This is a genomic window from Modestobacter sp. VKM Ac-2982 (genome assembly GCF_026967935.1).
Classification (GTDB): Bacteria; Actinomycetota; Actinomycetes; order Mycobacteriales; family Geodermatophilaceae; genus Modestobacter.
The window spans coordinates 611,269-624,413 of the sequence record NZ_JAPVBL010000001.1 but is presented as its reverse complement, the minus strand read 5'-3'; the positions used below and the strand labels follow the sequence as shown (position 1 = coordinate 624,413).

Annotated in this window: 11 protein-coding genes; 7 read left to right on the top strand and 4 right to left on the bottom strand. The window is 73.4% G+C overall.

All coding sequences use genetic code 11. The features are described from left to right. Positions 1-113: 113 nt before the first annotated feature. The 3 genes from O2W20_RS03105 to O2W20_RS03095 all read left to right on the top strand — a co-directional run bounded on the left by O2W20_RS03105 (position 114) and on the right by O2W20_RS03095 (position 3,746). Positions 114-1,625, top strand: a complete 1,512-nt coding sequence (locus O2W20_RS03105) for an SLC13 family permease (RefSeq protein ID WP_269170289.1) — start codon at positions 114-116, stop codon at positions 1,623-1,625. 124 nt (positions 1,626-1,749) lie between these two features. Then, entirely contained in the window at positions 1,750-2,964 is a 1,215-nt protein-coding gene (locus O2W20_RS03100; RefSeq protein WP_269170288.1) for a CaiB/BaiF CoA transferase family protein, read from the top strand. Continuing rightward, entirely contained in the window at positions 2,961-3,746 is a 786-nt protein-coding gene (locus tag O2W20_RS03095; protein WP_269170287.1) for an enoyl-CoA hydratase/isomerase family protein, read from the top strand. Before O2W20_RS03100 ends, O2W20_RS03095 begins: the two co-directional genes overlap by 4 nt. Here O2W20_RS03095 and O2W20_RS03090 read toward each other — a convergent pair. Then, a complete protein-coding gene (locus O2W20_RS03090) occupies positions 3,727-4,530 on the bottom strand; it encodes an IclR family transcriptional regulator (RefSeq protein WP_269170286.1) in 804 nt (267 codons plus the stop codon). The two genes, O2W20_RS03095 and O2W20_RS03090, sit on opposite strands and share 20 nt — an antisense overlap. A gap of 254 nt (positions 4,531-4,784) precedes the next feature. Between O2W20_RS03090 and aceB the strand changes: the two genes are divergently transcribed. The 4 genes from aceB to O2W20_RS03070 all read left to right on the top strand — a co-directional run bounded on the left by aceB (position 4,785) and on the right by O2W20_RS03070 (position 10,753). Then, positions 4,785-6,386 carry a malate synthase A gene (gene aceB / locus O2W20_RS03085; RefSeq protein ID WP_269170285.1) on the top strand — a complete coding sequence of 534 codons (1,602 nt, stop codon included), beginning with the start codon at positions 4,785-4,787 and terminating at the stop codon, positions 6,384-6,386. A 145-nt stretch (positions 6,387-6,531) separates the two neighbouring features. Continuing rightward, the gene (locus O2W20_RS03080; protein WP_269170284.1) at positions 6,532-8,088 is read left to right on the top strand and encodes an FAD-linked oxidase C-terminal domain-containing protein; all 1,557 of its coding nucleotides are present in this window, start codon (positions 6,532-6,534) and stop codon (positions 8,086-8,088) included. Beyond that, a complete protein-coding gene (locus O2W20_RS03075; RefSeq protein ID WP_269170283.1) occupies positions 8,088-9,350 on the top strand; it encodes an FAD-binding oxidoreductase in 1,263 nt (420 codons plus the stop codon). The genes O2W20_RS03080 and O2W20_RS03075 overlap by 1 nt, the downstream gene beginning before the upstream one ends. Continuing rightward, positions 9,350-10,753 (top strand): (Fe-S)-binding protein, encoded by a 1,404-nt coding sequence (locus O2W20_RS03070; protein WP_269170282.1) that lies wholly within the window; start codon positions 9,350-9,352, stop codon positions 10,751-10,753. The genes O2W20_RS03075 and O2W20_RS03070 overlap by 1 nt, the downstream gene beginning before the upstream one ends. A gap of 138 nt (positions 10,754-10,891) precedes the next feature. Here O2W20_RS03070 and O2W20_RS03065 read toward each other — a convergent pair whose 3' ends face one another. Genes O2W20_RS03065 through dnaJ form a run of 3 tightly spaced genes read right to left on the bottom strand, consistent with a single transcriptional unit; the run spans position 10,892 to position 13,136 of the window. Then, complete coding sequence (locus O2W20_RS03065) at positions 10,892-11,419, bottom strand: MarR family winged helix-turn-helix transcriptional regulator (protein ID WP_269170281.1); 528 nt, start codon at positions 11,417-11,419, stop codon at positions 10,892-10,894. 44 nt (positions 11,420-11,463) lie between these two features. Then, a complete protein-coding gene (locus O2W20_RS03060; RefSeq protein WP_269170280.1) occupies positions 11,464-11,895 on the bottom strand; it encodes a heat shock protein transcriptional repressor HspR in 432 nt (143 codons plus the stop codon). Further along, positions 11,892-13,136, bottom strand: a complete 1,245-nt coding sequence (gene dnaJ / locus O2W20_RS03055) for a molecular chaperone DnaJ (protein WP_269170279.1) — start codon at positions 13,134-13,136, stop codon at positions 11,892-11,894. The genes O2W20_RS03060 and dnaJ overlap by 4 nt, the downstream gene beginning before the upstream one ends. Positions 13,137-13,145: the final 9 nt, after the last annotated feature.

Below are 13,145 nucleotides of genomic sequence, written 5' to 3'. Positions count from 1 at the left end.
ACACTGACGGGCAGCAGACCTTCTAATCCCCGCTAGCGAAAAGGCGGTTCCGCATCGCGGAAGCGCTTGACCGGCGGGTGACACACCCGCCTCGACCAACCCTGGGGACGCCGGTGTCCGTACAGCTCGTCTTGATCTCGATCTTGCTGGTGGTCTTCCTGATCGCCACGGTGCTGCCCGTGCACATGGGTGCGTTGGCCCTGGTGGCGGCGTTCATCGCCGGCTACTTCATCTACGGCACCGGCGGCGACCCGACGTACGACGACGCGGTCTTCGGCTTCTTCCCCGGGTCGTTGTTCGTCGTCCTGGTCGGGGTGACGTACCTGTTCGCCATCGCCAAGAACAACGGCACCGTCGACTGGCTGGTGCACGCAGCGGTCACCGCGTCCGGCGGCCGGCTCGCGGCCATCCCGTGGGCGATGTTCGCCGTCACCGGCGTGCTCACCGCCATCGGCGGCGTCGTGCCGGCGGTGGTGGCGATCATCGCCCCGGTCGGCATGTCCTTCGCGCGGCGCTACCAGATCAACCCGGTGCTGATGGGCCTGTTCATCATCAACGGCGCCACCGCCGGCGGGTTCTCGCCGCTGTCGATCTTCGGTGTGATCACGAACACCGTGGTCGAAGAGAACGGGCTGGAGGGCAGCCCGCTGTTCCTCTGGGGCGCCTCGATCGTCATCAACATCCTGCTCTCCATCGCCGTCTTCTTCCTCTTCGGCGGCCGCAAGCTGCTCGGCGGCGGGCGGGTCGACCTGACCGACAAGCGCGACGACGACTTCGTGGCGGCCTCCGTCGCCGGGGACGCCACCGAGGACACCGGCGAGGACATCCCCGGCGGCCCTGCCCGCGGCGTGGCGGTCGGCAGCACCGGCACCGCCGGTGCGGCGGTCTCCGGCGGCCGGGTCACCGAGGCGCGGCACGGCGAGCCGGGCCACCAGCACTCCCACGTCGAGGACCGCGCCGACCAGAAGGCGCTGCAGACCACCGCGCTGGCCGTCGACAACGCGCCCGACCCGGTCACCACGCTCGACCGGGACCGCGCGCTGACGCTGGTCGGGCTCGTCGTCCTGGTCGTCGGGTCGCTGCTCCCCCTCGACCTGGACATCGGCCTGATGGCGATCACCGTCGGCGTCATCCTGTCGGTCATCGCCCCCCGCGGCGCCAAGGGCGCCGTCGGCCAGATCGCCTGGCCGACCGTGCTGCTGATCTGCGGCATCGTCACCTTCGTCGGGCTGATGCAGGACCAGGACGTTCCCGGCTGGCTCGGGGACAACGTCGCCCAGCTCGGCCTCCCGTTGATCGCCGCGCTGCTGATCTGCTACATCGGCGCCGTCGTCTCGGCCTTCGCCTCCACCACCGGCATCCTCGGTGCGCTGATCCCGCTGGCCGTGCCCTTCCTCCAGGGCGACAACGCGATCGGGGCGATCGGCCTGATCACCGCACTGGCGATGTCCTCCTCGATCGTCGACTCCAGCCCGTTCTCCACCAGCGGGGCACTCGTCGTCGCCAACGCCACCGAGGCCGAGCGGGAGCGGACGTTCAAGAACCTGACCGTCTGGGGCTTCTCGATGGTCGCGCTCATCCCGCCGATCACCTGGCTGGTCCTGATCGTGCCCGGCTGGCTGTGACCTGCTGGCGCTGAGCAGCACCCCGCACCACCCGCGCCCCGGTCGGCACCCAGCCGCCGGGGCGCGGTCACGTCCGGACCCGGACATCCAGACCACGACGAGACCACCACCCGCGGAGGCAGACGTGAGCACACCCGCACCGCCCGACCAGCCGCCCCTGACCGGCATCACCGTGCTCGAGGTCGGCGTCTTCATGGCGGCGCCGTACGCCGCGATGCAGCTCGCCGACCTGGGCGCCCGGGTGGTCAAGGTGGAGGACCCCCGGTCGGGTGACCCGGTCCGGGCCAGCGGGCCGTTCGTGGACGGTGAGAGCTCGCCCTACCTGCGGCTGAACCGGAACAAGGAGTCCGTCGCGCTGGACCTGAAGTCCGCCGCCGGCAAGCAGGCGTTCCTCGAGCTGGTCGCCGTCGCGGACGTCGTCATCGAGAACCTGCGCCCCGGCGCGATGGCCCGGCTGGGGCTGGACGCGGCCGCGATCTGGGCGGTCAACCCGCGGGTGGTGCACGCCTCCGGGTCCGGCTGGGGCCAGGACGGGCCGCTCGCCCCGCTGCCCGGGCTCGACATCATGGCCCAGGCGCGCAGCGGGATCATGAGCATCACCGGCACCCCGGGTGGCGAGCCGGTCAAGGTCGGCGTCCCGGTCTGCGACCTGGTCTGCGGCCTCTACCTGGCGCTCGCGGTCACCGCGGCGCTGCGCGAGCGGGACCGCACCGGCGTCGGCCAGTCCATCGACGTCTCGCTGTTCGAGGCCGGGGTCAGCCTCGCGGTGTGGGAGGCCGGCAAGTGGTTCGCCACCGGTGAGGTGGGCGGGCCGCTGGGCTCGGCGCACCAGAGCCAGGCGCCGTACCAGGCGTTCCAGACCGCCGACGGCTGGGTGACCATCGGCGCGAACACCCCGAACACCTGGGCCGGGCTGTGCGCCACGCTGGACATGGCCGACGAGCTCGCCGACCCCGGCTACGCCGACGCCAGCCGCCGGCACGCCCGCCGCGGCGAGCTGCTGGACGTCGTGGAGAGCCGCACCCGGACCCGCACCACCGCCGACCTGCTCACTGCCCTGGGGGCCGCCGGGGTGCCCTGCGCCCCGATCAACGACTACGGCGAGGTGTTCACCGACGAGCACCTGAACGCGCGGGGCTTCTTCTGGGACGCCCCGCACCCGACCCTCGGGCCGGTGCGGCAGATCGGCTCGCCGATGCGGTTCTCCCGCACCCCCGCCGTCCGCGGCGTCGCCGGCCCCCCGCTGGGCGCCGACACCCGAGCGGTGCTCACCCGGTACGGCGTCCCGGCCGAGGTCGTCGACGCCGTCATCCCATCCAGTCGAGAGGACGACACATGAGCGAGCTCGAGGTCACCCAGGACGGCGCGGTGCTCACCGTGCTGTTCAACCGCCCCGAGGCCCGCAACGCGATGACCTTCGCGATGTACGAGGGGCTCGAGGAGGCCTGCGCCCGGGCCGATGCGGAGGAGTCGGTACGGGTGCTGGTGCTGCGTGGCGCCGGCGGCCGGGCCTTCGTCGCCGGCACCGACATCGCCCAGTTCCTGACGTTCGGTGAGGGGGAGTCCACCAGCGGGGACGACGGGATCGCCTACGAGGCCCGGATCGAGCGGGTGGTCAACCGGCTCGAGGACGTCACCGTGCCGACCGTCGCCGCGGTCGAGGGGTCCTGTGTCGGCGGCGGGCTCGCCCTGGCCGCCGCCTGCGACCTGAGGGTGGCGACGGCGTCGTCCCGGTTCGGCGTCCCGATCGCCCGCACGCTGGGCAACTGCCTGTCGATGAACACCTACTCGCTGCTGGTGCACCACCTGGGCCCGGGCCGCACGCTGGACATGCTGCTGCGCGCGAAGCTGCTGTCCGCCGCCGACGCGGCCGCGGCCGGCTTCGTCGGCGAGGTGGTGCCCGACGGGGAGCTCGACCCGGCGCTGGCCGCGCTCGTCGAGACGCTGCTCGGGCACGCGCCACTGAGCATGAAGGCCGCCGGTCAGGCGGTGGCCCGGCTGCGCCGGGCAGGCCTGCCGGACGGTGACGACCTGGTGCGGGAGGTGTTCGGCAGTGCGGACTTCCGGGCCGGCGTGCGGGCCTTCGTCGACCGTGGACAGGTCAGCTGGACCGGCCGCTGAGCGCGCGGGCACTGTCGTCGCGCAGCTCGGCGGCGAGCCCGGCCGCGGCCTGCTGCAGCAGCGCCACGATCTGCGGCACGCTGTCCATCGGCACCCGCCCCTCCGGGCCGGAGACCGAGATCGCGGTCTGCGCCGGACCGCCGGGTACCGGCACGGCGATGCAGCGCACCCCGATCTCCTGCTCGCCGTCGTCCAGCACGTAGCCCTGCTCGGCGATCTGCGGCAGCAGCGCGAGCAGCTCGTCGGGGTCGGTGATGGTCTTGGCGGTGCGGCGCGGCATCCCGCCCCGCTCCAGGAGGTCGCGGGCGGTCCCGGGGGGCAGCTGGGAGAGCAGCGCCTTGCCCACCCCGGTGCAGTGCAGGTGCACCCGGCGGCCGACCTCGGTGAACATCCGCATCGAGTGCTTGGAGGGCACCTGGGCGACGTAGACCACCCGGTCGCCGTCGAGCATCGCCAGGTTCGCCGTCTCCCCGGTGGAGTCGACCAGGTCGTTCAGGTGCGGCCGGGCCCAGGTGCCCAGGGTCCGCGAGGAGCTCTCGCCCAGGTGGATCAGCCGGGGACCCAGCACGTAGCGCCGGGAGGGGAGCTGGCGCACGTACCCGCGGGCGACCAGGGTGCGGACCAGGCGGTGGATGGTGGACAGGGGCAGGCCGCTGTCCACCGCGAGCCGGGACAGCGCCACCTCGCCGCCGTCCTCGGCCATCAGCTCCAAGAGGAGGAACGCCCGCTCCAGGGACTGCACACCCCCGTCGGAACCGCCGATCGTGCCGCTGGTCTCGGCCATGCCACTCCTCCGTCGTCCCGTGCGCCCGAGGTCCACCACCGTCCTCGTCCCCCGAGCGCCCAGAGCCGGACGGCCGCCGGGCGCCGGAGCACCCGAGATCGTCTTGACCCCGTTGGTGACCGAGGATACGTTTTCCGCATCACAGATGGAACCTTCCGCTTCTCGGAAGGTGACACCACATGCACGGCCTGTCCCGCCGGCCCGGGGAACGCCTCGGCACGGTCGCCGGACGGCACCGAACCCAGGGGAGAGCAATGAGCACGGTCGACGGCGTGGAGATCACCGGCCCGATGGGCCCGCGGTTCGACGAGGTCCTGACGCCTCAGGCCCTGGGGCTCATCGCGCTCCTGCACCGCGAGCTCAACGGCCGCCGGCTGGAGCGGCTGCGGGCGCGCACGGAGCGGGTCCAGGCGCTCGCGGACGGCGGCACGCTGGACTTCCTGCCCGAGACGGCCGCCATCCGCGAGGACGACTCCTGGCGGGTGGCCGAGCCGGCTCCCGGCCTGGTCGACCGCCGGGTGGAGATGACCGGGCCGACCGACCGGAAGATGACGATCAACGCGCTCAACTCCGGCGCCAAGTGCTGGCTGGCCGACCAGGAGGACGCCAACTCCCCGCTCTGGGAGAACGTCGTCAACGGCCCGCTCAACCTGATGGACTCGATCGACCGCACCATCGACTTCACCAGCCCGCAGGGCAAGTCCTACGAGCTCAAGCCGGACGACGAGCTGCCGACGATCATCGTGCGCCCGCGCGGCTGGCACCTGCCGGAGAAGCACATCACCGTCGACGGTGAGCAGACCTCGGGCAGCCTGGTCGACTTCGCGCTCTACCTGTCCGCCTGCGGGCAGAAGCAGATCGACCGCGGCCAGGGGCCGTACTTCTACCTGCCGAAGATGGAGAGCCACCTCGAGGCGCGGCTGTGGAACGACGCCTTCGTCCTCGGGCAGGACCACCTGGGCATCCCGCGCGGCACCATCCGGGCCACCTGCCTGATCGAGACCTACCCCGCGGCCTTCGAGATGGAGGAGATCCTCTACGAGCTGCGCGAGCACTCCTCCGGCCTCAACGCCGGCCGCTGGGACTACATGTTCAGCGTCATCAAGACCTTCCGCACCCGTGGCGACGACTTCACCCTCCCGGACCGCAACTCGGTGGGCATGACCGTGCCGTTCATGCGGGCCTACACCGAGCTGCTGGTGCGCACCTGCCACAAGCGCGGCGCCCACGCGATGGGCGGCATGTCCGCGTTCATCCCGAGCAAGGACCCGGCGAAGAACGAGTTCGCCTACAACAAGATCACCGAGGACAAGACCCGCGAGGCCAACGACGGCTTCGACGGCTCCTGGGTGGCCCACCCCGGCATGGTGCAGACGGCGATGGACGCCTTCGACAAGGTGCTCGGCGACCGGCCCAACCAGCTGGACAAGCTGCGCGAGGACGTGCACGTCACCGCGGCCGACCTGCTCGACGTCAAGTCCACCCCCGGTGAGGCCACCGAGGGCGGGCTGCGGGCCAACGTCAGCGTCGGCATCCAGTACGTGGAGTCCTGGCTGCGCGGTTCCGGTGCCGCCGGCATCAACGGCCTGATGGAGGACGCCGCCACCGCCGAGATCAGCCGCAGCCAGGTCTGGCAGTGGCTGCACAACGGCGTCCGGCTCAGCGACGGCCAGCAGGTCACCAAGGAACTGGTGCAGCGGGTGATCGAGGAGGAGATGGCCGCCATCGCCGAGGCCAAGGGAGATGCGTACGCCTCCGGCCGGTGGGACGATGCCCGTGCGCTCTTCACCGAGATGGCCCTGAGCGACGAGTACAACGACTTCCTCACCGTCCCGGCCTACGAGCGCATGCCCTGATCTCCGACGGGAGGGGCCAAGATCGCGATCTTTGCCCCTCCCAGGTCACACCCCCGCTGACCACCAAGATGGCCATCCTGGTGGTCAGCGGGGACCGCACCACCCCTGAACGAACCTGCAGGTCCGGCGACGAAGGCGGAACCTCATGAGCGGCACGCACGGCACCGAGACGACGGCCGGCCCGGTCCTCGGCGACACCCCACCTGAGGCGACCTCCTCCACCGGTGAGACCGGGGACAACGCCGCGGGCATCGCGGCCGTGGGCCGGGTGGCCCGGGCCCTCATGCCCGAGACGGGCGTGATCGCCGACCCCACCCAGCTGCGCACCTACGAGTGCGACGGCCTGGCCCACTACCGGGTCACCCCAGCGCTGGTCGTGCTCCCGGAGACCACCGAGCAGCTCGCTGCGGTGGTGCGGGCCTGCTCCGAGCACGGCGTCCCGTTCGTCGCCCGCGGCTCCGGCACCGGGCTCTCCGGCGGTGCGCTCCCCCGGGCCGACGGCGTCCTGCTGGTCACCTCCCGGATGCGCACGATCCGCGAGATCCGCCGCGCCGACCAGCGCGCGATCGTGGAGCCCGGCGTCATCAACCTCGACGTCACCCGGGCGGCCACCCCCGAGGGCTACTACTACGCTCCCGACCCCAGCAGCCAGCAGATCTGCTCCATCGGCGGCAACCTGGCCGAGAACTCCGGCGGCGCGCACTGCCTGAAGTACGGGTTCACCAGCAACCACGTGCTCGGCACCGAGCTGATCACCCCGCAGGGCGACGTCGTCTCCCTCGGTGGGCTGGCGCCGGACTCCCCCGGCTACGACCTGCTCGGCACCGTCGTCGGCTCCGAGGGCACCCTCGGCATCGCCACCACCGCCACCGTCCGGCTGGTCCGGTTGCCCGAGGAGGTCCGCACCCTGCTCGTCGGGTTCCACACCACCGACGACGCCGGTGCCGCCACCTCGGCGATCATCAGCGCGGGCGTCCTCCCTGCCGCGATCGAGATGATGGACGCCCTGGCCATCGAGGCCGCCGAGGCGGCCGTGCACTGCAACTACCCGGACGGCGCCGGCGCGGTGCTGGTCATCGAGCTCGACGGCGCTGCGGCCGAGGTCGAGCACGAGTACGCCCTGGTCGAGCGGTTCTGCCAGGAGAACGGCTCCTTCGAGCTGCGGCTGGCCACCGATGCCATGGAGCGCGCGCTGATCTGGCGGGGCCGCAAGTCCGCCTTCGCCGCGGTCGGCCGGATCAGCCCCGACTACATCGTCCAGGACGGCGTCATCCCGCGGACCGCGCTCCCGGAGGTGCTCCGGGCGATCGCCGAGCTGTCGTCGTCCTCCGGGGTCCGGGTGGCCAACGTCTTCCACGCCGGCGACGGCAACCTGCACCCGCTGGTGCTCTTCGACGGGGAGAAGGACGGCGCGAGCGAGGCCGCGGAGAAGGTCAGCGGTGCCATCCTGGACCTCTGCATCACCCACGGCGGGGCGATCACCGGCGAGCACGGGGTGGGCGTGGACAAGGCCGCCTACATGCCGAAGATGTTCACCGACGACGACCTGGACACCATGCAGCTCGTCCGGTGCGCCTTCGACCCGGACAACATCTCCAACCCCGGCAAGATCTTCCCCACCCCGCGGCTGTGCGGCGAGGTGCCCGGCAAGCGGAAGAGGGCACACCCGCTGGTCGAGGCCGGACTGGCGGACGCGTTCTGATGACCACGATCGACCTCGACACCGCCCGCACCCGCCTCTCCGACGCCTGCTCCGACGTCACCGACGCCACCCCGGCCGACGCCGTCGACGGGGTGCCCGCCGGCCTCGTCGCCCGGCCCGAGTCCACGGAGGAGACCGCCGCCGTGCTGCGCGCCGCCGCGGCCGCCGGGCTCACCGTCGTCCCCCGCGGCCGGGGCACCAAGCTCAGCTGGGGCCGGCCGCCGGAGTCCGCCGACGTGGTGCTGGACCTGAGCCGGATGGACCAGGTGCTCGACCACGCCGCCGGTGACCTGATCGTCGACACCCAGGCCGGCGCGCTGCTCTCCGACGTCCAGCAGACCGTCGGCTCGGCCGGCCAGCGGCTCGCGCTGGACGAGCCGGTCGCCGGCGGCACCGTCGGCGGCATGCTCGCGACCAACGCCAGCGGCCCCGGCCGGGTCGCCGTCGGCACGGCCCGCGACCTGCTGATCGGCGTCACCGTGGTCCGCGCCGACGGCGTGGTCGCCAAGGCCGGTGGCCGGGTCGTGAAGAACGTGGCCGGCTACGACCTGGGCAAGCTGGTCATCGGCTCGTTCGGCACCCTGGTCGTCGTCACCCAGGCCGTCTTCCGGCTGCACCCGGTGCCGGCCGCCCGACGCTTCGTCTCCGTGCCGTTCGGCACCCCCGAGGACGCCTCGCGGCTGGTCCAGTCGGTGGTGCACGCGCAGGTCGTGCCGGCCGCCGTGGAGGTGGAGTGGCGCGTCGACGGCGCCGGCACGGTCGGGGTCCTGCTGGAGGGCACCCCGGCCGGCGTCGAGGCCCGGACCACCACCACCCGCCGGCTGCTGGGCGCCGGCACGGACGCCGCCGAAGCCGCACCGCCCGGCTGGGGCGTGCTGCCGTGGACCGACGAGCCCGGGTCGACCGGCCTGAAGCTCACCTGCGCGCTGTCCGGCCTGGCGCCGGTCCTCACCGCCGTCCGCCGGGCCGCGGAGGACGCCGGGGCAGCCCTCACGGTCCGCGGCTCCGGCGGGGCCGGCGTGCTCTACGCCGCCCTCGGAGCCGACGCGTCGGTGGAGGCGGTGGCCGACGTGGTCGCCCGCACCCGGTCGGTCTGCACCGAGCACGGCGGCGCGCTGGTCGTCGTCGACGGCCCCCCGGCGGTCAAGGCGGCGGTCGACACGTGGGGCCCGGTGCCGGCGATCGACCTGATGCGCCGCGTGAAGGAACAGTTCGACCCCGAGCGCCGCCTGGCGCCCGGCCGGTTCGTCGGAGGCATCTGATGGTCGAGTCCACCCGCGCCCGTTCCGACGAGCCGCAGAGCGACCCGCGCAAGGCCGACGCCCTCAGCGCCGGCCCGGTGCCCGTGGGCACCCCGACCGTGCGGTCGGCCTTCGACGAGGACCACCCGCCCTCGGCGGAGCTGATCAGCGACTGCGTGCACTGCGGGTTCTGCCTGCCCACCTGCCCCACGTACACGCTGTGGGGCGAGGAGATGGACTCCCCGCGTGGCCGGATCGACCTGATGAAGGCCGGGCTGCAGGGGGCGCCGCTCAGCGACACGATGGTGCAGCACTTCGACGCCTGCCTGGGCTGCATGGCCTGCGTGACCGCCTGCCCCTCCGGCGTCCAGTACGACAAGCTCATCGAGGCCACCCGCGTCCAGGTGGAGCGGCACCACACCCGCAGCCCGGGCGACCGGGCGATGCGTGCGGCGATCTTCGCGCTGTTCCCGTACAAGAAGCGGCTGCGGGCGCTGCGCGGGCCGCTGCGGGCCTACCAGGCGAGCGGGCTGCCGAGCGTGGTGCGCAAGAGCGGGCTGCTGGACCGGCTCGCGCCGAAGCTGGCGGCCATGGAGGGCCTGGCGCCGGTGCTGGAGAAGCGGGAGAAGCTGCCCGAGCGGGTGCCGGCCACCGGCGCCCGGCGGGCCGTGGTCGGCATGCTCACCGGCTGCGTGCAGGGCGAGTTCTTCCCCGGCGTGAACGCCGCGACCGCCCGGGTGCTCGCCGCCGAGGGCTGTGACGTGATCATCCCCCGCCGGCAGGGCTGCTGCGGGGCGCTGTCGGTGCACAACGGCCGGCAGGAGGAGGCGGAGTCCTTCGCCCGGGCCACGATCGACGCCTTCGAGACCGCCGGCGTCGACGCGGTCGTGGTCAACGCGGCCGGCTGTGGCTCGAGCATGAAGGAGTACGCCGACGTCCTCGCCGACGACCCGGACTACGCCGAGCGGGCGAAGGCCTTCTCCGGCAAGGTCCGGGACGTCTCGGAGTTCCTCGCCGAGCTCGGCAGCGTCGCCCCGCGGCACCCGCTGGAAGTGACCGTGGCCTACCACGACGCCTGCCACCTCGGGCACGCCCAAGGCATCCGCAGCCAGCCGCGCAGCCTGCTGCGGGAGATCCCCGGCCTGCAGCTGCGGGAGATCGCCGAGGCCGAGGTCTGCTGCGGCTCGGCCGGCATCTGGAACGTGCTCAACCCCGAGCCCGCCCGCGAGCTCGGCGACCGGAAGGCGCGCAACATCGCCGGCACCGGGGCCGAGCTGCTGGTGACCGCGAACCCCGGGTGCCTGATGCAGGTCTCGTCCTCGCTGGAGCGGCAGGGCACGCGGATCGGCCTGGCGCACACCATCGAGGTCATCGACGCCTCGATCCGGGGCCTCCCGGTCACCACCCTCGGGCCCCAGCACTAGGAGGACCCCGCTCTCCTCACCCTTCGCAAGCTCGGGGCGACCCTCGGAACGAGGCCTGACCGTCCCCCTCACCCCACGCAGGCTCGGGACGGGGACTGACCGAACGGCCCGCCCCTGCAGGGGCGGGCCGTTCGGCGGTCACTCGGTCTGGCCGGTGACCTCGGCCTCGTGGGCCTCGCCGAGCCGGTTCAGCCGCCCCAGCAGCTGGGCCAGGGTGGCGACGTCGGAGGTCTCCCAGTCGGCGAGGTCGGCCTCCCAGCGCGCCCGTCGGGCGTCACGGAGGCGGCTGAGTCGCCGGTGCCCCTCCTCGGACGTCGACAGCACCTGGGCGCGGCCGTCGTCGGGGTCCGCGACCCGGTCGACCAGGCCGAGGTCGACGAGCGAGGCCACCTGGCGGCTGACCGTGCTCTTGTCCAGCCCCAGCCGCGAGACCACGTCACTGGCCCGCAGCGGACCGGCGTCGTCCAGCAGCACGAGCAGGCCGTACGCGGCGCCGTCCAGGTCCTGGTGCAGCTGGCCGCCCAGCCGACCGGAGATCGCGCGCGCCCGGCGCAGCAGGAGGGCCACCTCGCGTTCGAGCGCGACGTAGGCGGCGTGCGGGTCCTGCGCGGTGCGCTCCACGTCGGACTCCTCCGGGATGGCGCGGGCTGCGCTGTCGACGGTCACACCGGTATCCACGTCCGGCGCGGACCCGGCGTTCCCGGTGCCGGTCACTGCCGGCCCGCCGGCCGCCACACCACCAGTGCCGAGCTGGCCGTGCGGGGCACCAGGTCGCGGCGGTAGGCGGCCGACACCGCGGCCTCCGCCGCGATCCGGTGGGCCTCGGAGAGCTCCAGCTCGTCGAGCAGCTCGGTGACCCGGGCCTGGAGGGCCTCGACCCGGGACTCCAGCTCGATGATCCGCTTGATCCCGGCCAGGTTGACGCCGTCCTCCTGGCTCAGCCGCTGCACCTCGCGCAGCAGCGCCACGTCCCGAGGGCTGTACCGGCGGCCCCCGCCGGCCGTGCGCCCGGGGCTGACCAGGCCGAGCCGGTCGTACTGGCGCAGCGTCTGGGCGTGCATGCCGGCCAGCTCGGCGGCGACGGAGATGACGAAGACCGGGGCGTCCTCGGCGAAGGCGCGCCCGGGGTCGGGGAGCGTCATCGCGTCGCTCCGTTCCGGAGCGCGGCCGTGACCTCCGGTCGGGGGTCGTCGGGCAGCTCCGCGGCGAGCTTCTCGATCGCCTCCCGGGCACCCGGGGTCAACCGACTGGGGACGGCGACCTCCACGGTGACCAGCAGGTCGCCGGTCACGGACTTGCCCGGCACGCCCCGGCCGCGGACCCGGAAGGTGCGGCCGCTCGACGTGCCGGCCGGGATCTTCAGCGACACCGAGCCATCGAGGGTGGGCACGGTGAGCGTGGTGCCCAGCGCCGCCTCGGCGAAGGACACCGGCACGGTCAGGGTGAGGTCGTTGCCGCTGCGCCCGAACAGCTCCGAGCCGCTGACGTGGACGACGACGAACAGGTCGCCGGCCGGGCCACCGCGACGCCCGGGGGCTCCCTTGCCGGGCAGCCGGATGCGCTGCCCGTCCTTGACCCCGGCCGGGATGCGCACGGTGATGGTGCGGGTCTGGGTGGTGACCCCGCCGCCCTTGCACTCCGGGCACGGGTCCTCGACCACCGACCCGGTGCCGCGACACTCCTTGCACGGCTCGGAGAAGGCGAACGCGCCCTGGCTGCGGCTGGTCACGCCCGCGCCGTTGCAGACCGGGCAGGTGTGCGGGCTGGTGCCCGGGCGGGCGCCGCTGCCGGCGCAGGTCGGGCAGGTGCCCGGGCTCTGCATCCGCAGCGGCACGGTCACGCCGAGCACGGCCTCGTCGAAGGCGAGGGTGGCCTCCGTCTCCACGTCCTGACCCCGCGCCGGGCCGGAGGCAGCCTGGCTGCGGCCACGCGCGGCACCGCCCGGGTTCGCCCCGCCCCCGGTGAAGAGCCCGCCGAACAGGTCGCCCAGCCCACCGGCGCGCCCCCCGGCGCCCGGTGCGCCGGACGCGCCGCCGAAGAGATCGCCGAGGTCGAACGGCTGGCCGCCGCCGGCACCGCCCCCGCCGGGGAAGCCACCGGAGAACCCGCCGGGCGCGCCGGCGCCCGGCCGGAAGCCGCCGGCACCGAACAGCCGGCGGGCGTCGTCGTACTCCGCCCGCCGCTTCGGGTCGGACAGGACGTCGTAGGCCTCCGAGACCTCCTTGAAGCGGGTCTCGGCCTGGCTGTTGCCCGGGTTCTTGTCGGGGTGCAGCTCACGGGCCAGCTGCCGGTAGGCCTTCTTGATGGCCGCGGCGTCGGCGTCCTTGGCGACGCCCAGGGCCGCGTAGTAGTCCTTCTCGATGAAGTCCCGGGTGCTGCTCATCGGGCGCCT